This window comes from Polaromonas hydrogenivorans, assembly GCF_040105105.1.
Classification (GTDB): Bacteria; Pseudomonadota; Gammaproteobacteria; order Burkholderiales; family Burkholderiaceae_C; genus Polaromonas; species Polaromonas hydrogenivorans.
Genome location: NZ_CP157676.1, coordinates 220,006 through 246,875, shown reverse-complemented (window position 1 = coordinate 246,875; position 26,870 = coordinate 220,006). Strand labels below are relative to the sequence as shown.

Here is a 26,870-nt window from a genome sequence, read left to right as displayed (position 1 = left end):
TTGTTAACGCGCCCTTTCCTGTCCGAGGCCACCTGGGACGCCGAGGCGATCAATGCGCAGCGCCTGGCGCTGCTGGCAGATGAACCGGCCACTGCTCCGTCGGCGCACGGTGTGCTGGTGATCGATGACACGGGTGACCGCAAGGAGGGCAGTGCCACCGATCACGTGGCGCGCCAGTATCTGGGCTCGGTCGGGAAAATCGACAACGGCATCGTGGCCGTGACCACGCTGTGGGCCGACGAGGCGCATTACTACCCGCTGCATGTAGCGCCGTACACGCCGGCAGCGCGACTGGCTGATGGCAAGCACGATGCGGCGTTTCGCACCAAACCGGAAATTGCGCTGGCCTTGGTCGAGCAGGCGCAGGCCGCACACATCCCGTTCAGCGCCATCGTATCGGACTGCTTTTATGGCGACAACAATGCCCTTGAAGAGGCTCTGCTGAAGCGCTGCCTGCCCCATGTACTGGCGCGCCGCGGCGCGCTCGGGCGCGGCTGGGCGCCGGTCGAGGCGGACCATTCATTTACTCACCAGTCAGTAATATAGGAGACAGAAGGATGGCGGAAAAATGACTTCACCAGGGCTGGGTCGTTCGCGATGTTTTGCATCTGCGCATCCACGCGGCACTGCAGGTTTTCACCCGCCTTCAGCGGTGAGCGCGCCACACCCGTACGCTTGGCGTGGCTCCATACCAGTTCGTCTGGATTGAGGTCTGGGGCATAACCGGGCAAGAAGTGAAGCGTCAGTTTCCCGTGAGTGCTGGCCACATACTCCTTGACGCACGCTGACTTGTGGGCAGGCAGTCCATCGACCACCAGACGCACTGGTTTTTTGCGCCGGCGCATCAATTTCTTGAGCAACTGGGCGAACAATTCCCCCGTCAAACCGCCTTTGTAAGTGGCAAACCAGAAAGCACCTTTGGCGCTGATGGCCGATGCTGCACTGATGCTCTGGCGTTGCCCTGGGCGCTCAACCACCGGGGTTTGCCCACGGGGTGCCCAGGTCTTGCCATGCACTGCATCGGCCCGAAAGCCGGACTCGTCCCAGAACAAAATGTCGGCCCCGCTGCCTCGGGCTTCATTCGCAATGGCCGGGTATGTCTGGCTTTTCCAGCGCGCTACCGCGTCAGGGTCGCGCTGGTAAGCGCGCTCCAAGGGTTTTTGCGCTGTCAACCCCAAGCGCGCCAGTAGCGCCCCAATGCTGGCCAGCGAAAGGGATACTTCAAAGCGCTCCAGCACAAGCTCTTGCACGATTTGGCGCGTCCATAGTCCGAAGTCAAAACCGTACTGGTCGGGGCGCTTGCCATTGACCCAGCGAAAAACCTGGCGTTCTTGCGCGGGGGTGAGCTTGCGCGGTCGCCCCGTCCCTTTGCTCGAACGCAGTGCCCGCAGTCCTCGTCCGCGCCCCTTGACCATCGCACGGCACTTGTAGCCCCACGAACGATGCATACCCAGCGATGCGGCTACATCGCCAGGATGCTCGCCTTCGTTCATGCGTTGCACCGCCAGAACCCGCATTTCCTCCAGCGTGTTGTGGGCCAATTTGCGTCCGTCTCGTTTCATGCCACGTAGGAGAAATATCGAACGACACAGTTCCCAAATTTGTACGCTTAATTACTGACTGGTGAGTAAGGATGCGGCGCAGGCGCTGCCGCTGCGCGCCTGGCGCAAAGTGGTTCGCCGCTTTCGGGACGGCCACACCGAGCGCTGGTGGGCCGCCGAGCTCACGCTGTTCGGCTATGGCCCGGACAGGCCGGTGCGCGCAGTGTGCGCCACGACCGATCGGTGTGAGTTGCCGGCCCTGTCGACCTGGTATCTCACCACCAACTTGTCGCGCGAGCAGGCGCCGCTAGGCGAGGTCGTGCGTTTGTACGGATTGGGGTTCTAAGCCGGAACCGCCGATTTTTCCGGCAAGCGCGCAAAGCCAGCACTGGTGCGGGTTGACGCTAAACAGTTGTTTTCCGGCGCGGCCTGCCATCGGTCGAAAACGGTACTCTTAACCGGGAAAAACATGTACAACAAACCGTGTCGGATAGGTTGAGTGGGCGGAAACACGGGCTGTGATGTTTTCCGGCAGAATTTTCGGCGGTTCCGGCTTAGACCCCCGGATTGCGCAACTGGGTGGAGCAAAGCTACAAACAAATGAAGGACGAGCTCGGCTGGGCCGACTTCATGGTCCGAAGCGACCGGGCGATCCGCCGCCACTGGACGCTGGTGTGCTGCGCGTTTGCCTTTTGCTGGTGGCACGCTGCCGGACAAAACCACGCCAGCGACTCGTCCACGCACCTTGCGGATACGCCGGTAACGCCACCTGGGGCGGGGGAAAAAAACCGGCAGCGTCAAGGCGCTGCCGTGCTGGCCACGCCTGCTGCGCGCGGTGCGCGCCTGGCTGACCCCGGCGTACTGGCTTGCGCGCTGCTGGGCCGCCTTTGCAGACACTGCCCCGCCAGCCGAGTTCGCCGCGCTGCTCGGCGCCCTGAACGCCGGCCACGGGATTAACCTCTACCTTCGGCTTTAACAAACTACCGCTAGAAACCCTAAGACCATTTCGTCATCTCATACCAATCCCGTGTCATGAAATTACCGAAGCCGAAGGCAGTATTGCCCAGTTTCGGGAGCACAGGGAACGGATAGCGCCAGGGATTTGCGTGAAGGCATTCCAGGCCTCGCAGCAGGCGTCGACTATTTGCTCATAACCGTCGTAGCAGCGGTTGGCCAGGTGCCGGTCGCGCAGTTGCTCCCACACCTGCTCGGCCGGGTTGAGCTCGGGTGAGCCTGCGGGCAGCGGCAACAAGGAAACGTTTGGGAACTGCGGCAGTTTGGGCGTGGTGTGCCATCCCGCGCGGTCCAGCACCAGCACGGCGTGGCGTCCCGCAGGCACCGCCTCGCTCAGGGCCTGCAGGTGATGGGCCATCGCCTCGGTATTGGCCTGCGGCATGACCAGACCGACCGCGCTACTCTGCTGTGGACAGACGGCACCAAAGATGTAGGCCGATTCGGACTGCTGCTGGCGCACCACCCGGGGGCGCGTTCCCTTGCGCGCCCACAGGCGCGTTTGCGTGCCGCGCTGGCCAATGCGCATTTCATCTTGAAACCAGATGTCCACTTGCTCAGGCGCAATGCCTTGCGGCAGCGTTGCCTCGACTTCCTGGACGAAGTTTTTTTTTGAATTCGGCTTGTGCCACCGGATCGGCGTAGGGACTGACGGCGCGTGCTGAAATCCATACCAGCCCCAGGCGTTTGAGCAAGTCATACACACCGTTCAGGCTATAGGCCACGCCAAACTGCCGGGCCAGCAACTGGCGTATGTCTTCCCCCCGAACCCGGCCGCCGCCGCGTTCGCGCTGAAGTTGCTCGACCGCCTGGCGAAACGCCTCTTCGTGCTCTTTGGCAAGGCGCTGCGTACTCCAGTCGTGCGGCAGACCGGCCAGACGGGCCACGCCGCCGGCGGTAAACCATTGCACCCAGCGCATGACCGCGTGGCGGGTCACGCGCAGTGCAGCCGCCACTTCGAGATAGCTCTTGCCCTCCTTGAGGTGCGCCAGCGCGATCAGGCGCAGTCGCCGGCGCCCATCCTTTTCTTTGCGGGCCAGACGGTCAAAATCATAGGGCTGGAACTGATCAATGATTTGCTGAGATAACATTTTCGCAACCTCCATCAAGAGCCAATATCGTTCAGACTTCGATCGCTGGCATTGGTTCTTTATCCATCGGGATTGGTATCAGGCAAGTGGCTCAATGCTCATAGGTGCGCCATGACCAATACGACCCCAACGCCAAACCGCTTGCACAGTCTGGGGCGCTTCGCTGCTTACTTCGCTTTGACGGCTGGCTTGCGTGGGGCCTTCACCGCTTGTACTGGAGCGGCAACCGGTGCGGCTTGCACTTTCAGTGCAGTACGTTGATCCTTCAAGGCCTGGATTTCGTCAGCAATCTTGGCCTTGCGCTCGTTCAGCTTGGCCAGGCTCGCGTTGATCTTCGCCAGGGCCTTTGCAGTTGGGGAGACAGGGGCTGTCTTGGCAGGAGCTGATTGAGCGACTGGTTTGGCCACAGGCTGGGCTGCAGATTTAGCAACAGGCTCGGCATTAGGTTTAGCTGCAGGTTTAGCAACAGGTTTGGCTGCCGGTTTGGCCAGAGGTGTAGCGGCCGGTTTGACCGATGGGGCCAGCGCCTTTTTTGCCGGTGCTGCTTGAGCCTTCGGAGCGGTCTTCTTTGCAGTTGCCATGATTGAATTTTCCTTATGGTTAGTTCGGCAAGAACGATTTCAACAACACCCCTACTGAGCCGCTTGGTACGAGTGCCGGCTCGCATTATCCGGCGATAGCGTTGCCGCCGATACGTATTTGGACCAGGCACCGACCTTGCGCTGACCCCTCCTCAAGTCATTGAGAGTTGAACTGGGCATTCGCGCAGCTGTCGAAGGAGTGCGCCTGGGCCTTGTCGACAACTGGCTGGGGCATGTCGGTGCCGTTCATGTCAAACACCGGCGCACGCTGATGGCGCTGCCAGAGGCTGCCATGCCGGGTTGTTCATGAGTGAGTGCGGATGCATTGGAAAGGGCGGTGCGCGAGACGCTGCACGGCCTGGCCGATCATCGGGTGCGCGGTATCGCCTGGAGCCAGGTGGTGCATGGCCGGATGGCTGTCAAAAGCCGTAGGTGGCGCGGCAGTTGGCGCAGGGCATACCCGGCGCCTTCGTGTGAAATCAATACGACAACCCGGACAACCCGGACAACACGCTGGCGCATTACGCGAGCACCGGCCCCGAGATCTGGAACGACACCGAGGGCCTGGCCACCCATTTCGTCTGCGGCATGGGCACCTGCGGCACCCTCAGCGGCACCGGCCGCTACCTGAAGGAACAAAACGCCATGGTCCGGGTGATCGGCGTCGATCCGCAGGGCTCGATCTTTCATGACCTGTGCCGCCGCCTGTCTACAAGCTCGAAGGCATAGGCGAAGACTTCACCCCCAAGGCGCTGGACTGGAGCGTGATCGACGATGTGATCCAGGTCAGCGACAAGGACAGCTTGGTGACGGCGCGCCAGCTTGCCCGCGCCGAGGGCCTGTTCGCCGGCGGCTCCTCGGGCGCCGCAATGCTGGCGGCGCTGCAGGTGGCTTCAACGCTGGGTCCGAACGACCAGGTGGTGGTGGTGCTGCCCGATGGCGGCCGCCAATACCTGGGCAAGCTCTACAACGATGACTGGATGCGGGTGCATGGCTCCCAGGAGGCCCCGCCACCGCTTCGAGTCAGCTGCTGCGCTGGCGCAGGGAGTATTTCATCAGCCTGGCAAGGCGAATTCCCATTAAAAACCTAACCGGGATGGGAGCGAGCTGACACAAGCCCAATCTGTGTTAGCTCACGGGTGAATGCATTCAAATCGCGAGTGGCAGCGTCCAACGCTTGTCTTGCGTTTGGTTCACGACGCGCAAGAGCCATCATGGCCTGAGATACGCGTGATATTGCAGCGGCGCGCTTTTCAGCAGTTCGAACTTTTAGTGTTTCGTTCACTTTGGACTCTCGTTGCAGGTTGACGAATTGTCAATATTCGTTGATCGCTGTAACAGCTTATGTGTGTTTTTGAACTCTCGGTAGATAGGGCAAACCCCATGGATGCTGGCTGGTTTTGAAAATCATCTAGCCGTCGAGTCCGCTTGAACGTCAATCGGCAGTGACGCTGCAGCCCAGCGTCACGGCGCCTGCCGAGGCGTCGGCTCATCGCTCGGCAATGTAATGCGACATGCGCGCGCTTTCACCCGGTGCCAAAAAGGCGCGCACCTCGGCCTCCAGCGTGTGATCGGCCACGGTGGCGCGGGCGCGCTGGTGCAGGTAGTCGGCCCAGGAGGTCACGATGAAGCGCTCGACATACCGGAACTCCTCGCCCAGGTCCTTGTACACGCGCCAGAACGTGGCGCCATCGCGCCGGCGCGGCGCCTTCATGCGGCCGATGGTGTCGAGAAAGGCGCGATCCTCTCCGGCGCGGATGCGGTAGGCCACCTCCACCGCGACGGGGCCGGCTTCAAGACTGGGCTCGGCCTGCACGAACAACTCTTGCCAGGGCGTGCCCTGCGTCACTTCCGGGGCCGCTCCCACGCGCAGCGCAAACGGGCGCGCCAGCAGCAAGCCGGCGGCCATCAGCAGGCCGGCCGCGCTAAGGGCCATGCTCAGCCCTGCGATGTCGGACACGGCCCCCCAGAACGCCGAGCCAATGGCAAAGGAGCCCAGCGAGGCCACGATATGCAGCGCCACCGCGCGCGAACGCACCCAGGGCGGCGCGCTCGCCTGCGTGGCGGTGTTGAAGGTGGACATCGCCGCCATCCACGCCGCGCCGCCCAGCGCCATGGCGCCATAGACCAGCAGCGGCACACGGACCCAGGCAGCAAGCAGCATGACGGCGGAAAACGCCACGCAGCTCGCGCCCACGACGGCGTCCAGGCCGAAACGCGCGCGCAGCCGGCCAATCACCAGCGCAGCGGCGATCGCGCCCAGCCCCAGGCACCCCATCAACAGGCCAAAGCCTTGCGCGCCGCTGCCCAGCTGGCGCTGCGCAATCACCGGCAGCAGCGCCCACAGTGCCGAGCCCGCTGCACTGTAGGCCATGGCCCGCACCAGCTGCGCCAGGATCATGCGCGAGTGCCAGGCAAAACGCAGGCCGCTGAGCGTGCCGCCCCACAGACGCTCGGCCGGCAGGCGCGAGGGCGGGTGCGCGCGGGGCGGCCAGCGGCGGATCGACTCCCACATCACCAGCGTCGTGAAGACCGCAGCGGCAAACACCCAGCCCGCGCCCAGGCGGGCAAACAGCAAACCGGCCAGCGTCGGGCCGATGGCGCGCGCCGCGTTGTAGGCAATGCTGACAGCGGTAATGGCCTGCGGCCATTCTTCGCGGGGCACCGGGTCCACCACCGACGAGTTCCAGGCCGGCGTCAGGACTGCCGTGCAGCAGCCGCACACAAACACCAGAAAAAGGACCGATGCCGGCCCGGCCCAGCCGCCCAGCGCCACCCCAGCCAGCAGCGCACAGGCGGCCACTTGCGCCAGCAGCGCGCCCGAGATCAGGCGCCGCCGATCGGTGGTGTCGGCCAGCACGCCCGCGGGCAGCGCCAGCAGGAACATGGGCAGGAAGACTGCGGTCTGCACCAGCGCGGCCAGAAAGGACGAGCCGGTGAGCTCGACCATGAGCCAGGCAGCGGCCATCGACTGCATGCCGTTGCCGATGAAGAAAACGCCGCCGCACAGCCACAGGCCGCGAAAGGCGGGCTGGCGCAGCGGGCTCCAGAGGGAGGGGGTAAGTGGCATCAAGGAGATTGTTTCGTAAAGTCAGCAAGTCGTACATCAACGATCGCGCATGGCCCAGTTGCCGTGAGAGCGACTGATGACTTTAGTTGAAAAAGTCACTGGATACGGTCAACGGACGTTGAAGCTGGCCATGCGCTGCGACCGGCTATAACGGCCGTTGCCGGTGCCTACGGCCATGTCAAATCAGGAAAGCTGCGTGCCATTGCGGTTTCCAGCGCCCAGCGTGCCACCGCGCTGCCGGATGTCCCCACGTTTGTGGAAAGCGGCGTGCCTGACTTCGTTGTCAACTCATGGGTCGGAATATTGGCCCCTGCCAAGACACCCTCGGCCATCGTGACCCGCCTCAACGCCGAACTCAATGCGATCTTGAATGACGCTACAGTTCGGGAAAAGCTGCGCTTGATGGGAATTGAAGCAACTCCCGGAAGTGCAGAGCAATTCAACAGCGAAATCAAGCGCGATCTGGCTCGCTACGGACAGGTGGTCAAGTCTGCCAGCATCCGGATCGAATAAACCACACTCCGAACGCAAAGGCAGCCCATGGACTTGCAACTGACGCAGCAGCATATTCTCATCACCGGGGGCAGCAAGGGCATCGGCCTGGCTTGTGCCCAAGGCTTTTTGAGAGAGGGCGCCAGGGTCAGCCTGGTGTCGCGAAGCCAGGCCAACCTGGACCTGGCCAAGCAGCAACTGATTCGCGAGTATCCCGGCGCACAAGGGCGCATCGGGCTATTTGCCGCAGATCTTCAAGTCGCCGGGCAAGCCGGCCAGGCGCTTGTCCAGGCTGAGCGGCTGCATGGTGATGTCGACGTGCTGGTCAATTGCGCCGGAGCGGCGCGCCGCACGTCGCCTGACGAACTGAATGCCCAAGCCTGGCATGACGCGATGAACGCGAAGTTTTTCACCTATGTGCACATGATTGATCTCGTGATCAAGAAAATGGGGCAACGAGGTCGTGGCGCCATCGTGAACGTTGTCGGGGCAGGGGGGAAAGTGGCAAGCCCCATTCATTTGCCCGGGGGCGCAGCGAATGCCGCGCTGATGCTGATCAGTTCCGGCCTGGCGGCTGCTTACGGTTCCCGGGGGGTTCGAATCAATGCCGTGAATCCTGGCGCCACCGTGACCGATCGCTTGCAGTCCGGACTGCAGGCCTTGGCCAGACTGGAGCAGATCACGGTCGAGGAGGCTTTGAGCCGGGCTACCCGCAATGTCCCCCTGGGAAGGCTGGCACAGCCGGAGGAAATCGCCAACGCCGTCTTGTTCCTGGCATCGCCCTGCGCCAGCTACGTCACAGGTGCCATTCTGAGCATGGACGGTGCGGCGACGCCCATGGTCGTATGAATCTGCAAAATTACCGGTCCGTGGATTCGACCGGTAAACGAAACACTTGGAGCCAGTAAAAGATCAAGGACTCCGGGTGAGGAAGTCCTTTATTTGACTTATGAGTCAACGCTGTACCAGCAGAGCCTGACTATTGCATGGCCTCAGGTTTTGACACTTATCATCGGGTAGGGTATCGAGAAAACCGCCGGGGCAGATGCTTTCTCGTCGTTCATGGGCTCGAAAGATTGCAAGTCTGTTTGGAGATTTCCAGGGTGCAGTCAATCTTCAGTTGGATTGCTTTCGTCTACACCTTGTCAGCCCACCCGCATGGCTGTGACCCTGCAGCCGTTACAGCCTCAAGGAATGAGCCGCTCAGCGCGCAATTGGGCAAACAAATCAAAAAACGATTCTTCTGTTGCCTGGTAAGCCGCAAAGCCCAGCTTGCGGCTTTTGGCCATGTCGGTCATCACCTCCAGCGGACGGCCCAGGTCAAGATCGGTGTGCCAGGGCGAGGCCAGGCGCTCCAGCGACGCTTCGGCAAGGCCGTGCTGCTGCGCCATCTGGCGCCACAGCGCATGATCACTGGCCATGATCACTTCAAGCGGTTGAGTAGTGCCGGTAAAACCTGCCGCCTGCACGCCAAACCAGTCCGCAAGCCGGCCCCATAGCCAGCTCCAGCGAAACAAGTCGCCATTGACGATATTGAACGCCTCGTTGCGCGCTGCATCCGTGTCGGCCGCCCAGACCAGCTGCTTGGCCAGCATGCGTGCGTCCGTGACGTCAGACAGGCCGTTCCATTGCGCCTGCGAGCCTGGAAACTGGAACGGGCGTCCGCTTTGCTTGCAGATCGAGGCATAGACGGCGAGCGTGGTGCCCAGGTTCATCGCATTGCCGACAGCCTTGCCAATCACCGTGTGGGGGCGGTGAATGCTCCAGGTAAAACGACCCTGCTCAGCTGCAGCATAGACTTCGTCTTCCTGCGCGTAATAAAAATTCTCGATGGGTAACCGCGGCTGGGTTTCGCGCAGCGGCGTGTCAGGCAGCGTGCCGGATGTGGCATACGCATCGAACGGACCCAGGTAATGCTTCAAACCGGTGACCAGCGCCACATGCCGCAGCGTTTTTTTCGGTGCCAGCGCGGCCAGCACATGGCGCACCATCGCGGAGTTGACCTCAATGTTCTGGGCCTCCGTCGCCTTGCGCATCCAGGTCGTGATAAACACATGGGTCGGTGCCACGTTGGCCAGCGCCGTTGCCAGGCTGGCCGGCTCGAGCAGATTAGCGGCGATGGGGCGCAAGCCAGGCACTTCATCGTTTGGCCGACGTGCCAGCCCATGGACGATCCATCCGTTGGCCAGCAGTTCGCGTGCGACGCTGCTGCCGCCGATGCCGCTGGCGCCAACCACTAAAGCGGTTCTCTGCATAATCTTTCTCCCAAAAGGCCTTGAGTACAGCACAGGGAAATGATCAGCATCCGATGAAGGGTGTTGGTGCCGATACCAAATTGATCCAGGCTGCCGGAAACCGCTGATCCATCCGTACACCCGAAAAACCCAGGCTCAGCGCGGGATCTGGCTGGCTTGGCATGGGTCAGGTGAAATCGGCAGCCTGGATCAAATCCACATTGGCGCCAACACACTCACCATGCTGGCAACAGTTTTATGTGAATGAACGATCTCACTCAACTGCCCTGATTTAACACGGTTCGTCGCAAGCTTACAAAACCGTGTCAGCCTTGTCGTCAAACGCACCGCCCGAGCGCCTTGTGTGCCCTCCCTTAAACTATGCCGGCCATCTCCAAGCCTTGCGTTGGCGACGCTTCAGCGTGTACCTCTGCTATCGACGAACTCTGATCAAAGGACACCCTTGCAGCCCATCATCTCTATCAAACAACTGAGCAAAACCTACGCCTCGGGCTTTGAGGCGCTCAAGTCAATTGACCTCGACATCCAGCGTGGGGAAATCTTCGCCTTGCTGGGCCCCAATGGTGCCGGCAAAACCACCTTGATCAATATCATTTGCGGCATCGTGACGCCCGGATCTGGCAGCGTGACGGCCGACGGTCATGACATCGTCCTTGATTTTCGGGCAGCACGCGCCAAGATCGGTCTGGTGCCTCAGGAGCTTTCCACTGACGCCTTCGAAACAGTATGGAGTACGGTCAGCTTTAGCCGGGGCCTGTTCGGCAAGCCGGACAACCCTGCCTACCTGGAAAAAGTGCTGAGGCAACTCTCGCTGTGGGACAAAAAGGACAGCAAAATCATGACGCTCTCGGGCGGCATGAAGCGCCGGGTGTTGATCGCTAAGGCGCTGTCGCACGAACCGCAGATCCTGTTTCTCGACGAACCTACTGCCGGCGTCGATGTAGAGCTGCGGCGCGACATGTGGGACATGGTGCGCGAGCTGCGCACCAGCGGCGTCACCATTATCCTGACCACGCACTACATCGAGGAGGCCGAGCAGATGGCCGACCGCATTGGCATCATCCGCAAGGGCGAGCTGATTCTGGTGGAGGACAAGGCGGTGCTGATGCGCAAGCTTGGTAAAAAGCAACTGACGCTGCAGCTGCAAACGTCACTGCATCAGATGCCGCCGGCGCTGGCCGGCTTGTCTCTGGAGCTTGCTCAGGGCGGCCACGCGCTGGTGTATTCCTTCGATGCACAGACTGAGGAAACCGGCATTGCAGCGCTGCTCAAGCAGCTGGGCGAACTTGGCATTGACTTCAAGGACCTGCACTCGAGCGAGCGTTCGCTCGAAGAGATATTTGTCAGCCTCGTCCATGCCGGCCCGTCGGCCACGCCGCCGCAAAAGGAGGCCGCATGAACTGGCACGCCGTGCGCGCCATTTACCGCTTCGAGATGGCGCGCACCTTTCGCACGTTGACGCAATCGATCGTTTCGCCGGTGCTTTCAACGTCGCTTTACTTCGTGGTCTTCGGCGCGGCCATCGGCTCGCGCATGGGCGAGATCGACGGCGTGAGCTACGGCGCCTTCATCATTCCAGGGATGATCATGCTGTCGCTGCTCAACGAGAGCATTTCCAACGCTTCGTTTGGCATCTACATGCCCAAATGGTCGGGCACGATTTACGAACTGCTGTCAGCGCCGGTGTCATTTGTGGAAGTGGTGATTGGCTACGTTGGCGCGGCAGCCAGCAAGTCGGTACTGCTGGGCCTGTTGATCCTGGCGACCTCGCGCCTGTTCGTGCCGTACGAGATCGTGCACCCGTATTGGATGCTGTGCTTTTTGCTACTGACCGCGGTGACTTTCAGCCTGTTCGGCTTCATCGTCGGACTATGGGCGGATGACTTTCAGAAACTGCAAGTCATCCCGTTGATGGTCATCACACCGCTCACTTTTCTGGGAGGTGCGTTCTACTCAATCAACATGTTGCCGCCGGTGTGGCAACGTATCACCTTGTTCAACCCAGTGGTGTATTTGATCAGCGGCTTTCGCTGGAGTTTTTATGGTGTTGCCGATGTGCATGTCGGCATCAGCATTGGCGCCATCGCCGGGTTTTTGCTGCTGTGCATGGCTGCCGTGTGGTGGATTTTTCACACTGGCTGGAAGCTGAAGGTCTGAGGCGCTTGTTTTGTCGGGGTGCGCTGCTTACAAAATCGACACTGTGCTGCAAGCTGCACTATATGACACCAGTTCGCTCACGTTCAGCGCGACGGCTTCGTCGGGCGGCTTTGACACCATGTCAGGCTCGGGCGGAAACTGGCGAACGCCTGGCGCCACGTAGTAGCCCGAGCGTTCGCGCGCCCGCACCAGGCCTTTGGCTTCCAGCAGGTAATAAGCCTCGAACACGGTGGACGGACTGACACCACGGCTGGCGCTGGCTTGCCGCACCGACGGCAGGCGGTCACCGCAGCGCAAGACGCCGGTCTGGATGGAAGTGGCAATTTCGCTGGCCAGTGCTTCATAGCGCTTCATGGTTGTTCTCGTTGCAGGACCGTGCAGCGTCCAGGGCCGGTCTGCGAGAAAACCGGCAGATGATTAATTGATACAGATGGCCGTAATCGATGGCATCTGTACTGATTTTTTGACTTGTTTCTGAATTACATCAGAGTTCTTTGAAGCGACCAAAGTCAGTGAAGTTTTCATCTGATTCGGTTTTTTTAGCCCTGGCTGATGCTTAACCAGGTGATCTGTAGCAGCTACGATAGTTGCCTGCTCATGAAATAGAGCCCGGCGTTGCCTTGCAAACGGTTGCCCAAGAAAGAGTGCAATGATTCCATCTGCTTGCAGCTGACCACCTTCATTTCAATGTTTGCCTGGCCGAGCAGGGCAGGGCGCTTATGGCGTGGGCGCTGACTGGGTTTGTAGCGGGCGCGCACGGTTTGTGGCGAATGCCTTGCCGAATCCCGTTGCGCCAGCTTTATCAGTCCTTGAATTACGCTACGCTCGATTTTCCCGGTTTTTCACATCCCGACCATGATTTACGCCATTGCCACCCTTTTCGTTTTTCAGCTGATCGGTGAAGTTGCCGTCCAGGCGCTGGGCTTGCCGCTGCCCGGTCCGCTGGTCGGCATGCTGCTGCTGTTCGTGGCGCTGCTGTTGTACGGCCGCGTGCCCGACGCGCTCAGCCGCACCACCGGCACCTTGCTGCAGCACATGATGCTGCTGTTCATTCCGGCGGTCACCGGCGTGATGATGCATTTTGGCCGGGTCGCGTCGGAATGGCAGCCGTTCCTGGCGGCCTGCGTCGGGGGCGCGGCGGTGACGCTGGTCGTGACCGCGTTCACCTTGCGCTGGATGCTCAGGCTGCAGAAAAAGCAAACGCCATGATCTCCAGCCTGTCCGGTATCTGGGTGTTCCTGGCCAAATCGCCGCTGCTGTGGCTCACGCTCACGCTGCTGGTTTACCTGGCAGCGGTGTGGCTGTACCGGCGCAGCGGCGCCAGCCCTTTTTTGATTCCCGTGCTGACGGCGGTGAGCAGCCTCATCGGCATCCTGATGCTGTCGGGCACACCGTATCCGACCTATTTCGAGGGCGCCAAGTTCATCCACTTCCTGATCGGTCCGGCCACGGTGGCGCTGGCCATTCCGCTGTATGGCCAGCTGGAGCGGCTCAAGCAGATCTGGCTGCCGGTCGGCGTGGCGCTGCTGGCCGGCTCGGTGGCGGCGATTTTGTCGGCGACGCTGATTGCCTGGGCGCTGGGCGGTTCGCTGGAAACGCTGATGTCGCTGGCGCCCAAGTCCGCCACGATGCCGATTGCCATGGCGGTGGCCGAACGCTTGGGCGGGCTGCCATCACTGGCCGCCGCCGCCGTCGCCGTGACCGGCATTACCGGCACGATCATGGCCCGGCCGTTGCTCAACGCGCTGCGCATCGACGACCCGGCCGTGCGCGGCTTTGCCGTCGGCATCACGGCTCACGCCATCGGCACCGCACGCGCGCTGCAGGTGCATGAAACCGCCGGCGCGTTTGCAGCGCTGGCAATGGGCTTGAACGGCATCGCCACGGCGCTGCTGATGCCGCTGGTTGTCGGGCTGCTGAAGATGATGGGGGTAGTGCCGTAGTTGGGCAGTATCACAAAATTTGTATTGGTTATAAGTTACGCAGTTCGAACCAAGTCGTACTGGGGCCGAGCGATGTAGGCACGATCGGCATCGCGAATGATTTGGGTTTTCGCTGCAAACCAGCTGATGCCGGTGTAAAAGCAATGCGCCTGCAGGTGCAGGAAAGCACGTAGCGCCAATCCGATAGGGCTGCGCTAACAGGCTGAAATACTGACTGCGCCAGCGCAGCAACTGGCTCGAAGTGGTTTGTTTTTGCGATTATTTTTCATATTTGAAATATCACAGTGCCTTTTGACGTTGCAGCTGGCGACTTGAACGGTCCTTATCGCCTTTTTTATCCACTTATTGCCCCTGCAGACGGATTTGTCCCAACGTGCGCATGCGCGTCAAGTTGTACGCGGCCATCGTCAGCACAAACATCTGGTCCACGCGCTCAAGCCCGCGCACCATCACCTGGCGAATCTGGCCCACGGTTTTAGCCCAGCCAAACCCCTGCTCGATGAGCTTTCTCTTTTGCTGCGAGACCGCATAACCTTCGCTTTAGGCAATTGCATCGGGCACCGCCGAGCGCCGCCCTGAAGTGTTCTGCGCCACATGGGGCACAACGCCCATCGACAGGCACGCTTCGATGAACTCCTGCGCGTCATACCCCTTGTCCGCGCCCAGCGTGATTGCGGTTTGCGCATCCGGCAGGGCTTGCCGGGCATCGTCAATCATGACTTCCGCCGCTTCGCGCTCGGCGTAGCCGTCTGCCCGGGTCACCATGGCGCTGGCAATCAACCCGTGGCGGTTATCACTCAGCGTGTGGCCCATGAAGCGCAACTCGCTGCCCGTCTTGCCCTTGCGGTACAGCCTGGCGTCGGCATCGGTGCTTGACTCGTGCGTCTCGTTCGAGCGCGTCTGTCCCTTGAAGCTGCCGCCTCCCTGGTCGCCGTCGCTGCCGTCCTTGCGCACAAAGCTCTTGTGGCTCGCCCAGGCCTGAATAAGCGTGCCGTCCACGCTGAAGTGCTCGCCCGAGAGCCAGCCGTGCTCGTCGGCGCTTTGCAGCACATGGTTGAACAGTTCAATCACTGCATTATGCTCAAGCAAGCGCTCGCGGTTTTTCGTGAACACCGTGGGCACCCACACCGCATCTTCCATCGCCAGGCCGATGAACCAGCGGTACAAAAGGTTGTACTGGACTTGCTCCATGAGTTGGCGCTCCGAACGGATGCTGTAGAACACCTGCAAAAGCATGGCGCGCAGCAGTTTCTCGGGCGCGATGCTGGGCCACCCGCCCAAGATGCTCGCCTCGTACATTCCGGCAAACAGCGCATCCATTTTCACCAGTGCCTCGTTGACCATCTGGCGTATCGGGCGCAGCGGATGGTTGCCCGGGACAAAGTCTTCCAGGCGATGCAGCGTGAACGGGCTTTCGGTGAAGGTATCGGCTCCGCGCATGAGATTTGGTTTGACTTCTATCGGGTGAAAAGGGCTGCCTCAGATTATCGAGCGGGCAGAAAATCAGCAGACTTCGCTTCGAGGTATTTCAGCGTCCTGCTAAGGGCACTCTGCAAAACTCCATCCGTTGCCTGAAAGTCGTAAGGGCGTTGTGGCATCCTTTCGATCCATGGAATAAACCAGTATTGAGCTGAAACCTGAACACCAAAAGACTCGAAAGCGCGAGTTTTTGGAGCAGATGGAGCGCCTTGTTCCCTGGGCTAAGCTGGTCGCGCTTAGCAGGGCGTATTACTCCGAGGGTCACACTGGTAGGCTATCCTGTCCATTGGAGACGATGCTGCGTACGAATTTCTTGCACGTATGGACCCGGTTAAGCACGCGACGAGTACCATTTTTGCGTGGAATGATGTGCCGGGGCACTATCCAGGGAGTTGCATGCCAAGATGGTGTGCATCAATCGCATAACACCACTCTCTTGATTGAGCCCGGACTCTAGCATGGGATACGGGATACGGGATACGGGCGACGGCCGGACAAAATACGTGCCTGCCGCGCCTCAGTCGCGCAGCCGCTCAGCCACAAACTGGCGAAACAAACCCATCGACGGCGCTTCGGTGCGCCCGGCCAGCGTGATGAACGCAAAGCGCGCGCCGCTGGTCAGCTGGGGGGTAGTCACCAGTTCGGCGAGCTGTCCCGCCTCGATGCCGGTGCGCGCGGCGGCCAGGATGCCGAGGTAGATGGCGTCCGAGGCTTTGACCGCTTCGATCAGGCTGATGATGTCGTCGCAGCGCAGGCTCACCGCTTGCTGCGGATCAGCCCGCGGCCCGAAGAGGTTGACCAGCATATGCGCGACTTCCGCGCTCAGCGGCGTAGAGGCCAGCGGGTAGCGCAGCATGTCGTCAAAAGACACCGGCCTGCCGGGCTGTAGCAAGGGATGACCGCTGCGGCAGACAAAGCCGGCGCGCAGCTCGGCCAGCGGCTCGATGGCCAGATCGGGCGCTGGCGCGATGCGGCGAATGTCGATCACCAGCGCGTCAAGCGTGCGCTGGCGTAGCTGCATCAGCTGCAGCTCCGTTGCGCCCGGCGACATGCTGACCTGCACCCCGGGATGGTGCCGGGCCATGTGGAGCAGGAACGGCGTCATCAGCATCACGCCCGGCCCCGAACCCAGGCCGATGCGGATGGCGCCCAGGTCGCCTTGCTTGAGCAGCGCGGCGCTGCGGCGCAACTCGGCCGCCTCCAGCACCATGCGCCGGGCGCGCAGCGCCACGGCCTGGCCCAGCGGCGTGAGCTCGTTGCGCTTGCCCACGCGGTCGATCAGGCGCGCGCCCAAGTCGTCCTCCAGGGTCTGAATGCTGCGGCTCAGGGCCGACTGCGTGAGGTGCTGCTGCTCGGCGGCGCGGCTGAAAGAGCCGGTGTCGGCCACGGCCAGCAGGTGTTCCAGATGTCGGAGGTTCATGATTCCTGCATTGAATGAGTAATATGAATAGTAATCACAAAAATAATGCATTGGACACATTAATTCGGACTGTCTAGCATCCTTGAAGTGCATCCCTGCGCACTCATTCCAAGGAGACATCCCATGAACGCATTCAAGACATTCAGTGCCCTGCTGGCAGGCCTGTTGCTGGCCACCGGAGGCGCCCTCGCCCAGACTTACCCGAGCAAGCCGGTCAACCTGATGGTGCCCTACCCGGCCGGCGGCCCGTCGGACTCGATTGCCCGCATCTTCACCGTGCCGCTTGCCAGGGAACTCGGCCAGCCGGTCTTGGTGGAAAACCTGGGCGGCGTGGCCGGGGCGCTGGCAGCGCAAAAAGTGCTGGCGGCGCCCGCCGACGGCCACTACCTGTTCCAGGGTTCACCTAACGAGGTGATCTTGTCGGCGCTGGCCAATGCGGCCGTCAAATTCAAGGCCGAAGACTTCCGCCTGGTGCATCCGGTGGCCGAGGCGGTGATGGTGTTCGTCGTGCGCAAGGACCTGCCGGTCAGCAATGTCGATGAATTGATCGCGCTGGCGCGCAAGTCGGGCGACAAGCCGCTGACCTACGGCAGCGTAGGCATTGGCTCGCTGTACCACCTGATCCTTGAAAACGTGCAGCAGATCGCGGGCATCACGCTGACGCATGCACCGTACAAGGGCAATGCGCCCTTGCTGCAGGACATCGGCGGCGGGCAGGTCGATTTCGCCGTGTTGGTGTACAGCGCCGGCATGGGCGCGCTGGCCGAGCAGGGGCGGCTCAAGGTGATCGGCCAGCTCGGCGGGCAGCGGTCCGAGCTGCTCAAGAATGTGCCAACCGCCAGCGAAGGCAAGGAGTTGAAGAATTTCTCGTACAAGATCTGGAGCGGCCTGATGGTGGCGAAAAACACGCCTGAAAACGTGGTTCAGCGGCTTCACAAGGCGATAGGCGCGACACTGCAGGACCCTTCGGTGCGCTCGCAGCTGGCCGCGCAGACGCAACTGGCATCGCCACCGATGTCGCTGGCTGAGTCGGCAAAGTTCTTCGAGGCCGAGACATCGCGCTACCGCACCATTGCCAAGTCGATCAACCTGCAACCCCAGTGAGCCCGGCCCATGCACACGCTTCTTGAACAGCTTCACGCGCAGGCCGATGCGTTCATCGGTCTGCGGCGCGACATCCACCGCCACCCCGAACTGGCGTTCGACGAGCACCGCACCTCGGCCCTGGTGGCTGAAAAGCTGCAAAGCTGGGGCTACGCGGTCGAGCGCGGCCTGGGCGGCACCGGCGTGGTGGGGCGGCTGGTGCGCGGCAGCGGCAAGCGCCAGCTCGGGCTGCGCGCCGACATGGACGCGTTGCCGATCCATGAAGCCACCGGCCTGCCGCACGCCAGTTGCCACGCGGGCGTGATGCACGCCTGCGGCCACGACGGCCACACGGCGATGCTGCTGGCAGCCGCGCAGTACCTTGCGCAGCAGGGGGACTTTTGCGGCACGCTGAACCTGATCTTCCAGCCGGCCGAAGAAGGCGGCGGCGGTGCGCTGCGGATGATGGACGACGGCCTGTTCGACAAATACCCCTGCGACGCGGTCTTCGCGATGCACAACATGCCCGGCGTGCCGCAGGGCCGGCTGGTGCTGCGCGAAGGCGCGGCCATGGCCTCGTCGGACTACGCCAGCGTCACGCTGACCGGCGTGGGTGGCCATGGCGCCATGCCGCACCGCGCGGTTGACCCCGTCGTGGCGGCCGCCAGCATTGTCATGGCGCTGCAGACCATCGTCTCGCGCAACATCGATCCGCTGCAGATGGCCGTGGTCACCGTGGGCGCCCTGCACGCCGGCAAGGCCAACAACGTGATCCCGCAAGCCGCGAAACTGGAGATCAGCGTGCGTGCGCTGGACCGCGAGGTGCGCAGCAAGCTGGAGCAGCGCATCAAGACGCTGATCACCGCGCAGGCCGAAAGCTTTGGCATCACGGCGCAGATCGACTGGCGGCCCGGCTATGCGGTGCTGGTCAATACGCCCGGGGAAACCGCATTCGCCCGCGAGGTAGCCCTGGAACTGGTCGGAACGGACCAGGTGACGTTGCAGGGTCCGGCCCTGCCCGGCAGCGAAGACTTTTCCTTTATGCTCGAACGCGTGCCCGGCAGCTACCTGTTCATCGGCAACGGCGATGGTGACAGCGCCGGCGCCTGCATGGTGCACAACCCGGCTTACGATTTCAACGATGACAACCTGGCTCTGGGCGCGGCCTACTGGGCGCTGCTGGCGCAACGCTTTCTGGTCTGAGCCAGCCGCCTTTGAAAGAACGGCGCCCGAGCGCACCGTTTTGTTTGGTGCGCCCAGCGTGGGCGCGCTCTGGTTCTGGCATCCTCTAGCCGGCCAGGCGCCGCGGAGGTTGGTAGCCGACCAGTGGGACTGTACAAATTAAATCCGCTCAAGAATGACGGCAATGCCCTGGCCCACGCCGATGCACATGGTGCACAGCGCATAACGCCCACCGCTCTGGTGCAGCCGGTTGACCGCCGTGGTGGCCAGGCGCGCGCCGCTGGCGCCCAGCGGATGGCCCAGCGCAATCGCGCCGCCCCAGGCGTTGACGCGCTCGTCGTCGTCTCTCAAGCCCAGCATGCGCAGCACGGCCAGGCCCTGCGCGGCAAACGCCTCGTTGAGTTCGATCACGTCCATCTGGGCGATGGTCAGGCCGGTCAGCGCCAGCACCTTTTGCGTCGCCGGCGCCGGGCCGATGCCCATGATGCGCGGCGCCACGCCGGCCGTCGCCATGCCGACGACGCGGGCTCTGGGCGTCAAGCCGTTTTTGGCGGCAGTCGCTTCATCGGCCAGCAGCAGCGCGCAGGCGCCGTCGTTCACGCCGCTGGCGTTGCCGGCGGTGATGGTGCCGTCCGGACGCACGATGGGCTTGAGTTTTGCCAGCACATCCATCGAGGTGGCGCGCGGATGCTCATCCTTGCCAACCACGACAGCCTCGCCCTTTTTCTGGGCAATGCTGACCGGCGTGATTTCGGCGTCAAAAAAACCGGCCTGTTGCGCTGCAACGGCCCTGAGCTGGCTGCTCAGCGCCATCTGGTCCTGGTCCTGGCGGCTGATGCGGTAGTCAGTCGCCACGTTCTCGGCGGTCTCGGGCATCGAATCGACGCCGTACTGCGCCTTCATCAGCTTGTTGACGAAGCGCCAGCCAATCGTCGTGTCATAGACCGTATTGCTGCGGCTGAAGGCGCTCTCGGCCTTGGGCATGACAAACGGCGCGCGGCTCATGCTCTCGACGCCGCCGGCGATCATCAGGCTAGCCTCGCCCGACTTGATGGCGCGCGCGGCCGTGCCCAAAGCATCCAAACCCGAGCCGCACAGGCGGTTGACCGTGCCGCCGGGCACTTCCAGCGGCAGCCCGGCCAGCAAAGCGCTCATGCGCGCCACATTGCGGTTGTCTTCACCGGCCTGGTTGGCGCAGCCGTAGATCACGTCGGCAACCATCTGCCAGTCCACATTCGGGTTGCGGGCCATCAGCGCCCTGATGGGAATGGCGCCCAGGTCGTCGGCGCGAACGCTCGAGAGGGCGCCGCCGTAGCGGCCGAAGGGGGTGCGGATGGCGTCGCAGATAAAGGCTTGGGTCATGAGGGTCATTAGCTTGTCTCTTTGGGTAAGGTCGATACGGTGAAAAAGATGATCCAGCTCAGGCGGCAATCGGCAGGCCAAGCAGCTTTTCGAGTTCGGCATGCGCCAGCCCATCGACCTTGTCGATGAGCCTGAGGCCGTCCGGCGTGCATTCGAGCGTCGCCAGTTCGGAGTAGATGCGCTTGACGCAGCCAATGCCGGTGAGCGGATAGCTGCACTGCGTCACCACCTTGCTCTCGCCTTTTTTGGTCAGCAAATCCATCATGACCCAGGTCTGCTTGGCGCCAATCGCCAGGTCCATCGCGCCGCCCACGGCCGGAATCGAGCCGGGCTCGCCGGTGCTCCAGTTGGCCAGATCACCCGTGCTTGATACCTGGAACGCGCCCAGCACGCAGATGTCAAGGTGGCCGCCGCGCATCATCGCAAAGCTGTCGGCGTGGTGAAAGTAGGCGCCGCCCGCAAGCAGCGTGACGGGCTGCTTGCCGGCGTTGATGAGGTCGTAGTCTTCCTCGCCTTCGGCGGGTGCCGGTCCCATGCCGAGGATGCCGTTTTCACTGTGCAGGATGACCTCGCGCCCGGCCGGGATGTGGTTGGCGACCAGCGTCGGCATGCCGATGCCCAGGTTGACGTAGGCGCCATCAAAGATGTCTTGGGCGACGCGCTTGGCCAGCTCGTCTTTGGTGCGTTTGGTGTAGTGGCTCATGGGTATTTCTCCAGCTTAGGCGGCGGCTTGCTTGAAACCACCGGCTTCGGTGGCAACGTGGTCAATCTTGACGATCCTGGACACATGGATGCCCGGCGTCACGATAGCTTCAGGGTCGAGCGCGCCCAACTCCACGATCTCATGCACCGTCGCGACCGTGTGCCTGGCCGCCGTGGCCATCACCGGACCGAAATTGCGGGCCGCCTTGCGGTAGACCAGGTTGCCCCAGCGGTCGCCGCTTTCGGCCTTGACCAAGGCCACGTCGCCATGGATCGGGTATTCCAGCACATACGGCTTGCCGTTGATGACGCGGGTTTCCTTGGCGCTGCCGTCGGCATTCCTGGCCAGTTCAGTGCCAAAGCCGGTGGGCGTGAAAAAGGCGCCAACACCGGCGCCGGCGGCGCGCAGGCGCTCGGCCAGGTTGCCCTGAGGCACCAGTTCGAGCTCGATCCGGCCGCTGCGGTACAGCGCGTCGAACACATGGCTGTCGGCCTGGCGTGGGAAACTGCAAATGATCTTGCGAACGCGCCCGGCCTTGAGCAGCGCTGCCAGCCCGGTGTCGCCGTTGCCGGCGTTGTTATTGACCACCGTCAGATCCCGCGCGCCGTGCTCGATCAGACCGTCAATGAGTTCGTTGGGTATGCCGGCGGTGCCGAAGCCGCCAATCAGGACGGTGGCGCCGTCTGGCGTATCTGCCAAGGCCTCGGCCACAGAGGCGGCAATTTTATTGATCATTGATTAACTCCTAAAAAACGGGTTTCAAATGGAAAAAAAAGGGTTCGCTATTTGTTCGATATGACACCAACAGCATTTCTCTGCGGCTTCACTCCCATCATGCGAACTACAGCAGGAAAAAAGCATGGAACTTCTGCGATAGGCCATCATCAAGGCTGCGCCTGCGCTGAAGAAGCTAGTGGCTTGTGCAGCAGCAAATAGGCGACCGCGCCAATGACCACGCCCCAGAACGCCGACCCCAAGCCCCAGAACGTCATGCCCGAGGCGGTGGCCAAAAAGGTGATGATCGAGGCCTCCCGGTGATCATCGGCATAGACTGCACCAAAAAGACTGCCCCCGATTGCTCCGACCAAGGCCAGTCCGGCCAGCACAGCAATCAACTCTTTGGGCAACGCTGCAAAAAACAATATGATGGTGCCCGCAAAGCAGCCGCCCACTAGGTAAAACACACCGTTGGCAATGCCTGCCACGTAGCGTTTCTGGGGGTCTTCATGGGCGTCCTTGCCCGTGCATAGCGCCGCCGTGATGGCCGCAATCACAATCGTGATGCCGCCAAAAAATGCCACGCCCATTGAAGCGAGGCTGGTCGTGACAATGATGCTGCGGGCTGGTGTGTCATACCCTGAAGTGCGCAAAATCGCCATGCCCGGCAAGAACTGCCCGGTCACGCTGACCAGCACCAGCGGCAGCGCCAGGCTCAAAGTGGAGCCCCAGGTCCACTCGGGCGTGATGAACACCGGACTGGCCAGGGTCCACGTCACATTGGCCAGGCTCACAATGTCCAGGGCAACAGCCAAGGCTAGACTCGTCACCAGCAAAATGACCAGGCAATAACGTGGCAACAAGCGCCTGAACAGCAAATAAATGCCGATCATGCAAAAGGTGATGAGAGGCATCGATTTGACCGATTGAAACGCACCCACCCCAAACTGGAACAAAATTCCCGCCATCATGGCGCTGGCAATACCTTTAGGAATGTAGTGCATCAATTTATCAAAATAGCCTGAAACCCCGATCGCAAAAATAATCACGGCAGACACCAGGTAAGCCCCGACGGCCTGCTCCAGCGAGATGCTGGGGAACAAGGTCACCAGCAAGGCCGTGCCCGGTGCAGACCAGGCCGTGATGATTGGCACCTTGAGCCACCAGCTCAGCAAGATGCCAGACAGGCCTGCCCCGATTGAAATGGCCCACACCCAGGACGACATCATTTCCGCGGAGACATGGGCACTTTGGGCGGCCTGGAAAAATATCACCAGCGGACCGGCATAGGAAATCAGCACGGCCAGGAATCCAGCCGTGACGGCTGACAGGGAAAAGTCTTTTTTCATCAAGCTGCCTTCGAACAGAAATACCGCTGCAAAAACCTATATCCGGATGCATCGACGGAGGTTTTTTCGTTTCGTGATGCAGCCGCGCGCCATGGCGCGGCGTCGGGACTCCGCTTGTCGCATCCCTTGGTTCGCAAGAATCGGGCGCTTACTTCTTCGCCATCACCGAAGCCGCACTGCGGGGCAACGGATCTGGCGCCACCACGCTCACGTTTTCGTGGCTGGCCGAGGCGGACCGGCGGTGGTTGATCATCGATGCGGCAATCATCGCGATCACGGCGGGAATGGCAATGGCCATGAAGTTCTGCTCCAGCGGCAGCGACATACCCACCAGCGTGCCGATCACGATCGGCGCCAGGATGGCGCCGCTGCGGCCCACGCCCGACGCCCAGCCGATGCCGGTCGAGCGAATCGCCATCGGGTAGAACTGGCCGGCATAAGCATAGGTGACGATCTGCGTGCCAATCGTCGAGGCACCGGCCAGCCCGACCAGCAGGAACAGCACCTCGGTCGGCACCTTGTAGCCCAGCAGCGTGATCGACACCGCCGCCAGCGCATACATGCCCACCAGCACATACTTGATGTGGAAGCGGTCGGCCAGCCAGCCGCCGCCGACCGCGCCGATCATGGCGCCGAAGTTGAGCACCAGCACGAAGGTTAGCGCAGAACCCAGGCTGTAGCCGGCGCTCGCCATCAGCTTGGTCAGCCACGAGCTGAGGGCATAGACCATGAACAGGCACATGAAGAAGGTGACCCAGAACATCACGGTGCTGAATCCCCGGCCGTCCTGGAACAGCTTGCCGATGGGCGCGCCTTCGGCCTTGTCGGCCGAGGGCAGCGCGAAGCGGTCATCGGATTGGGGCCGGTAGCCAGGCGACATCTGCGAGACGATGCTCTTCAGTTCTTCGAGCCGGTTTTCCTTGATCAGGAAGGGCATCGACTCGGGCATCGACTTCAGGATGAACGGGATCAGGATCACCGGCAAACCGGCGGCCAGGAAAACGGACGACCAGCCGTAGGCTTCGATCAGGCCCTTGCCCAGCAAGGCGGCCAGCATGCCGCCCACGGCATAGCCGCTGAACATCAGCGTGACCATGGTGGCGCGAATCTTCTTCGGTGAATACTCGGTCATCTGCGCCACGACATTGGGCATGACGCCGCCGATGCCCAGGCCCGCCAGGAAGCGCATCGCGCTGAACGCATACGGGTCGTGGGTAAAGCCCGCTGCGGCGGTGAACACGCTGAACAGGAAGATGCAGATCGCGATGGCCTTGCGCCGGCCGATCTTGTCGGCGATGGTGCCCAGAAAAATGGCGCCGAACATCATGCCGAACAGGGCCGAGCTGACCATGAAGCCGGCGTTCTGGGCCGTGACCCCCATCTCCTTCATGATCGACGGCAGCGCGATGCCGGCCACCGCCAGGTCATAGCCGTCGAAGATGATGATCAGGGCGCACCACAACAGCACCTTGCCGTGAAAGCCATTGAATCTGGCCTCGTCGGACAGCTGGTGAACGTCAATTTGTCGCATGGTAGTTGTCTCGCTTTGATGGATAGGAGAGGATTCTTGGCGTCCTGCTTGAGGTGAGGAAAAAGTGGCGAAAAATGGCCTCAGCCGAGGTCGCCGCCGCCCACCGGTAGGGTGACGCCGGTGATGTAGGACGCCTCGTCGGAGGCGAGGAACAGGATGGCGCTGACCTGCTCGTCAATCGTGCCGTAGCGCTTCATCAGGCTCGAAGCAATGGTCTGATCGACGATTTGCTGGTACCAGACTTTTTCCTGCCCGGTCTGCTCGGCGGTGTTGCGCGGAATGCGGCGCGGCGGCGCCTCGGTGCCGCCCGTGGCCACCGCATTGACACGCACGCCACGCTCGGCCGTTTCCAGCGCCAGGCAGGCCGTCAGGGCATTGACGCCGCCTTTGGCCGCACCGTAAGGCACGCGGTTGACGCCGCGCGTGGCAATCGACGACACGTTGACAATCGCGCCGCTGGCCTGCGCCAGCATGTGCGGCAAAGCCGCATGGCAGCACCACAGGGTCGGGAACAGCGAGCGGCGCACTTCGGCCTCGATCTCGTCCACCTGGTAATGCTCGAAAGGCTTGGCCCAGATGGTGCCGCCGACGTTGTTGATGAGGATGTCGACACGGTTGAACCGTGCCAGACACTCGGCCACCATGGCTTGTGCCCCGGCGAAGGTTTCGAGGTCGGCCTGGAAAGCAACTGCCTTGCCGCCGCTGCCAGTTATTTCGGCCAGCACCTCGTTGATGATTTCGGCGCGGTCCACCGCCAGCACCGTGCCGCCTTCGGCCGCGACGCTCAGCGCCACGCTGCGTCCAATTCCTTGCGCGGCACCGGTGACGATAACCACCTTGCCCGCGAAGCGCGCGACGCGGCTCATGCTGCTACCGCCGCTGTCTCGTTGGCCGACGAGAACTTCTCAAACAGGAAGTTCTTCGGCGTGACGCCCACGCCCGCCATCCACTTGCGCACGCCTTCCACCATCGGCGGCGGACCGCAGACGTACACGTCGACGTTGCCATCGCGCAGGTCGCCTGGCGACAAGTGTTCGGTCACATAGCCGAGCTTTGCATGGCCGCTTTCGCGATCCACCACGCAGGTGAAGAAGTTGAAATTCGGCAGGGCCGATTTCAACTCGGCCAGGGTACCGAGCTCGACCAGGTCTTCGTTGCTGTTGACGCCGTAGCCCAGCAAAATCGGCTGCTCGGTCGGGTTGTCCTTCAACCACAGCAGCATCGACAGGAACGGCGCCAGGCCAGTGCCGCCGGCGAGCATCAGGATCGGCCGCACCGCCGGGCGCAGGTAAAAGCTGCCGTAGGGGCCGCTGAACATCATGAAGTCGTCCGTCTGCGCCTTGCTGCGCATGTAGGTGCTCATCATGCCGTTGGGCACATCCCGGATCAGAAACGCGAGTTCGGTACGGTTCGGTGCCGAGCTGAACGAGAACGAGCGAGTCTCCTTACTGCCCGGCACAAGCAGGTTCACGTACTGCCCAGGCAAAAAGGCAATCGGCCGCTCGGCCTGCAGCGTGAACGATACCGTGGTCGACGAGTCGCGTGCGATCCGGGCCATCCGGCCCGCATAGGTGCTGACTTCGGTCTTGCACGCCGCCGACGAAGCAGGGATGCGGACCACGCAGTCCGATGTCGGCTTCATCTGGCAAGTGAGCACGTAGCCTTGAGCGGCTTCGTCGTCGGCCAGCGCATCCTCGATGTAGTCGCCCATCGTGAACGTGCCGCTCTCGCAATGGCACTTGCAGGTGCCGCAGGCGCCGTCGCGGCAGTCGAGCGGGATGTTGATCTTGGCACGGTAGGCGGCGTCGGCGACGAGCTCATTGGCTTCGCAGGGAATGATCCGCGTCACCCCGTCCTCGAACTGCAGCGCGATGTTGTAAGACATGTTGTTCCTTTACTCGGC

The 26,870-nt window shown here is 62.0% G+C and carries 24 protein-coding genes and 6 pseudogenes; 13 read left to right on the top strand and 17 right to left on the bottom strand.

Annotation, left to right across the window (positions count from 1 at the left end; genetic code table 11):
* Nucleotides 1–15: 15 nt before the first annotated feature.
* Nucleotides 16–525: pseudogene (locus ABLV49_RS22055) on the top strand (IS701 family transposase); the annotation flags it as partial.
* Nucleotides 526–527: 2 nt separating this feature from the next.
* Here the strand turns inward: ABLV49_RS22055 and ABLV49_RS22050 are convergent.
* Nucleotides 528–1,562 carry an IS630 family transposase gene (locus ABLV49_RS22050; RefSeq protein WP_349281955.1) on the bottom strand — a complete coding sequence of 345 codons (1,035 nt, stop codon included), beginning with the start codon at nucleotides 1,560–1,562 and terminating at the stop codon, nucleotides 528–530.
* A gap of 70 nt (nucleotides 1,563–1,632) precedes the next feature.
* Between ABLV49_RS22050 and ABLV49_RS22045 the strand changes: the two are divergent.
* Nucleotides 1,633–1,878, top strand: a pseudogene (locus ABLV49_RS22045) (IS701 family transposase); the annotation flags it as partial.
* Nucleotides 1,879–2,105: 227 nt separating this feature from the next.
* Nucleotides 2,106–2,252 (top strand): annotated as a pseudogene (locus ABLV49_RS26120) (IS701 family transposase); the annotation flags it as partial.
* Between the two features lie 319 nt (nucleotides 2,253–2,571).
* On the opposite strand, the gene ABLV49_RS22035 reads toward ABLV49_RS26120, so the two are convergent.
* The 3 genes from ABLV49_RS22035 to ABLV49_RS22025 form a co-directional block, all read right to left on the bottom strand.
* On the bottom strand, nucleotides 2,572–3,132 hold the full coding sequence (locus ABLV49_RS22035; protein WP_349282446.1) for an IS630 family transposase: 561 nt from the start codon (nucleotides 3,130–3,132) through the stop codon (nucleotides 2,572–2,574).
* Nucleotides 3,110–3,643: a helix-turn-helix domain-containing protein gene (locus tag ABLV49_RS22030; protein WP_349281949.1), complete on the bottom strand. Its 534-nt coding sequence runs from the start codon at nucleotides 3,641–3,643 to the stop codon at nucleotides 3,110–3,112. Before ABLV49_RS22030 ends, ABLV49_RS22035 begins: the two co-directional genes overlap by 23 nt.
* A gap of 167 nt (nucleotides 3,644–3,810) precedes the next feature.
* On the bottom strand, nucleotides 3,811–4,224 hold the full coding sequence (locus ABLV49_RS22025) for a histone protein (protein WP_349281948.1): 414 nt from the start codon (nucleotides 4,222–4,224) through the stop codon (nucleotides 3,811–3,813).
* A 513-nt stretch (nucleotides 4,225–4,737) separates the two neighbouring features.
* On the opposite strand from ABLV49_RS22025, the gene ABLV49_RS22020 reads away from it, so the two are divergent.
* Nucleotides 4,738–4,953 (top strand): pyridoxal-phosphate dependent enzyme, encoded by a 216-nt coding sequence (locus tag ABLV49_RS22020; RefSeq protein WP_349282464.1) that lies wholly within the window; start codon nucleotides 4,738–4,740, stop codon nucleotides 4,951–4,953.
* Nucleotides 4,920–5,315: a pyridoxal-phosphate dependent enzyme gene (locus ABLV49_RS22015; protein ID WP_349281947.1), complete on the top strand. Its 396-nt coding sequence runs from the start codon at nucleotides 4,920–4,922 to the stop codon at nucleotides 5,313–5,315. The genes ABLV49_RS22020 and ABLV49_RS22015 overlap by 34 nt, the downstream gene beginning before the upstream one ends.
* A 398-nt stretch (nucleotides 5,316–5,713) precedes the next feature.
* Here the strand turns inward: ABLV49_RS22015 and ABLV49_RS22010 are convergent, their stop codons facing one another.
* Nucleotides 5,714–7,294: an MFS transporter gene (locus ABLV49_RS22010; protein ID WP_349281945.1), complete on the bottom strand. Its 1,581-nt coding sequence runs from the start codon at nucleotides 7,292–7,294 to the stop codon at nucleotides 5,714–5,716.
* A gap of 102 nt (nucleotides 7,295–7,396) precedes the next feature.
* Here ABLV49_RS22010 and ABLV49_RS22005 point away from each other — a divergent pair, with 102 nt between their 5' ends.
* Together ABLV49_RS22005 and ABLV49_RS22000 are read left to right on the top strand one after the other, a co-directional pair.
* Nucleotides 7,397–7,807, top strand: coding sequence for a Bug family tripartite tricarboxylate transporter substrate binding protein (locus ABLV49_RS22005; protein ID WP_349282462.1), 411 nt, complete (start codon nucleotides 7,397–7,399; stop codon nucleotides 7,805–7,807).
* A 27-nt stretch (nucleotides 7,808–7,834) separates the two neighbouring features.
* Entirely contained in the window at nucleotides 7,835–8,635 is an 801-nt protein-coding gene (locus ABLV49_RS22000; protein WP_349281943.1) for an SDR family oxidoreductase, read from the top strand.
* A 338-nt stretch (nucleotides 8,636–8,973) separates the two neighbouring features.
* Here the strand turns inward: ABLV49_RS22000 and ABLV49_RS21995 are convergent, their stop codons facing one another.
* Complete coding sequence (locus ABLV49_RS21995) at nucleotides 8,974–10,041, bottom strand: SDR family oxidoreductase (protein WP_349281941.1); 1,068 nt, start codon at nucleotides 10,039–10,041, stop codon at nucleotides 8,974–8,976.
* 442 nt (nucleotides 10,042–10,483) lie between these two features.
* Here ABLV49_RS21995 and ABLV49_RS21990 point away from each other — a divergent pair, with 442 nt between their 5' ends.
* Both ABLV49_RS21990 and ABLV49_RS21985 read left to right on the top strand, forming a co-directional pair.
* Complete coding sequence (locus ABLV49_RS21990) at nucleotides 10,484–11,440, top strand: ABC transporter ATP-binding protein (protein WP_349282461.1); 957 nt, start codon at nucleotides 10,484–10,486, stop codon at nucleotides 11,438–11,440.
* Nucleotides 11,437–12,198: an ABC transporter permease gene (locus ABLV49_RS21985; RefSeq protein WP_349281939.1), complete on the top strand. Its 762-nt coding sequence runs from the start codon at nucleotides 11,437–11,439 to the stop codon at nucleotides 12,196–12,198. Before ABLV49_RS21990 ends, ABLV49_RS21985 begins: the two co-directional genes overlap by 4 nt.
* A 66-nt stretch (nucleotides 12,199–12,264) precedes the next feature.
* Here the strand turns inward: ABLV49_RS21985 and ABLV49_RS21980 are convergent.
* A pseudogene (locus ABLV49_RS21980) lies at nucleotides 12,265–12,552 on the bottom strand (GntR family transcriptional regulator); the annotation flags it as partial.
* 501 nt (nucleotides 12,553–13,053) lie between these two features.
* On the opposite strand from ABLV49_RS21980, the gene ABLV49_RS21975 reads away from it, so the two are divergent.
* The gene (locus ABLV49_RS21975; RefSeq protein ID WP_349281937.1) at nucleotides 13,054–13,407 is read left to right on the top strand and encodes a CidA/LrgA family protein; all 354 of its coding nucleotides are present in this window, start codon (nucleotides 13,054–13,056) and stop codon (nucleotides 13,405–13,407) included.
* Nucleotides 13,404–14,141 carry an LrgB family protein gene (locus tag ABLV49_RS21970; RefSeq protein WP_349281935.1) on the top strand — a complete coding sequence of 246 codons (738 nt, stop codon included), beginning with the start codon at nucleotides 13,404–13,406 and terminating at the stop codon, nucleotides 14,139–14,141. Before ABLV49_RS21975 ends, ABLV49_RS21970 begins: the two co-directional genes overlap by 4 nt.
* 35 nt (nucleotides 14,142–14,176) lie before the next feature.
* On the opposite strand, the pseudogene ABLV49_RS26115 reads toward ABLV49_RS21970, so the two are convergent.
* The 3 genes and pseudogenes from ABLV49_RS26115 to ABLV49_RS21960 all read right to left on the bottom strand — a co-directional run.
* Nucleotides 14,177–14,335, bottom strand: a pseudogene (locus tag ABLV49_RS26115) (IS701 family transposase); the annotation flags it as partial.
* A 148-nt stretch (nucleotides 14,336–14,483) separates the two neighbouring features.
* A pseudogene (locus ABLV49_RS21965) lies at nucleotides 14,484–15,581 on the bottom strand (IS5 family transposase).
* A 556-nt stretch (nucleotides 15,582–16,137) separates the two neighbouring features.
* The gene (locus ABLV49_RS21960) at nucleotides 16,138–17,040 is read right to left on the bottom strand and encodes a LysR family transcriptional regulator (RefSeq protein WP_349281933.1); all 903 of its coding nucleotides are present in this window, start codon (nucleotides 17,038–17,040) and stop codon (nucleotides 16,138–16,140) included.
* Between the two features lie 123 nt (nucleotides 17,041–17,163).
* Between ABLV49_RS21960 and ABLV49_RS21955 the strand changes: the two genes are divergently transcribed.
* Together ABLV49_RS21955 and ABLV49_RS21950 are read left to right on the top strand one after the other, a co-directional pair.
* Nucleotides 17,164–18,144 carry a tripartite tricarboxylate transporter substrate binding protein gene (locus tag ABLV49_RS21955; RefSeq protein ID WP_349281931.1) on the top strand — a complete coding sequence of 327 codons (981 nt, stop codon included), beginning with the start codon at nucleotides 17,164–17,166 and terminating at the stop codon, nucleotides 18,142–18,144.
* 9 nt (nucleotides 18,145–18,153) lie between these two features.
* Nucleotides 18,154–19,326, top strand: a complete 1,173-nt coding sequence (locus ABLV49_RS21950; RefSeq protein WP_349281929.1) for a M20 aminoacylase family protein — start codon at nucleotides 18,154–18,156, stop codon at nucleotides 19,324–19,326.
* A 138-nt stretch (nucleotides 19,327–19,464) separates the two neighbouring features.
* Here the strand turns inward: ABLV49_RS21950 and pcaF are convergent, their stop codons facing one another.
* The 7 genes from pcaF to benC all read right to left on the bottom strand — a co-directional run bounded on the left by pcaF (nucleotide 19,465) and on the right by benC (nucleotide 26,852).
* On the bottom strand, nucleotides 19,465–20,667 hold the full coding sequence (gene pcaF / locus ABLV49_RS21945; protein WP_349282459.1) for a 3-oxoadipyl-CoA thiolase: 1,203 nt from the start codon (nucleotides 20,665–20,667) through the stop codon (nucleotides 19,465–19,467).
* Between the two features lie 58 nt (nucleotides 20,668–20,725).
* A complete protein-coding gene (locus ABLV49_RS21940) occupies nucleotides 20,726–21,370 on the bottom strand; it encodes a 3-oxoacid CoA-transferase subunit B (protein WP_349281927.1) in 645 nt (214 codons plus the stop codon).
* A 15-nt stretch (nucleotides 21,371–21,385) separates the two neighbouring features.
* Nucleotides 21,386–22,105: a 3-oxoacid CoA-transferase subunit A gene (locus tag ABLV49_RS21935; RefSeq protein WP_349281925.1), complete on the bottom strand. Its 720-nt coding sequence runs from the start codon at nucleotides 22,103–22,105 to the stop codon at nucleotides 21,386–21,388.
* Between the two features lie 149 nt (nucleotides 22,106–22,254).
* The gene (locus ABLV49_RS21930) at nucleotides 22,255–23,436 is read right to left on the bottom strand and encodes a benzoate/H(+) symporter BenE family transporter (protein WP_349281923.1); all 1,182 of its coding nucleotides are present in this window, start codon (nucleotides 23,434–23,436) and stop codon (nucleotides 22,255–22,257) included.
* Nucleotides 23,437–23,584: 148 nt separating this feature from the next.
* The gene (locus ABLV49_RS21925) at nucleotides 23,585–24,967 is read right to left on the bottom strand and encodes an MFS transporter (RefSeq protein ID WP_349281922.1); all 1,383 of its coding nucleotides are present in this window, start codon (nucleotides 24,965–24,967) and stop codon (nucleotides 23,585–23,587) included.
* Nucleotides 24,968–25,047: 80 nt separating this feature from the next.
* Complete coding sequence (locus ABLV49_RS21920; protein ID WP_349281920.1) at nucleotides 25,048–25,833, bottom strand: 1,6-dihydroxycyclohexa-2,4-diene-1-carboxylate dehydrogenase; 786 nt, start codon at nucleotides 25,831–25,833, stop codon at nucleotides 25,048–25,050.
* Complete coding sequence (gene benC, locus ABLV49_RS21915; protein ID WP_349281918.1) at nucleotides 25,830–26,852, bottom strand: benzoate 1,2-dioxygenase electron transfer component BenC; 1,023 nt, start codon at nucleotides 26,850–26,852, stop codon at nucleotides 25,830–25,832. Before benC ends, ABLV49_RS21920 begins: the two co-directional genes overlap by 4 nt.
* Nucleotides 26,853–26,870: the final 18 nt, after the last annotated feature.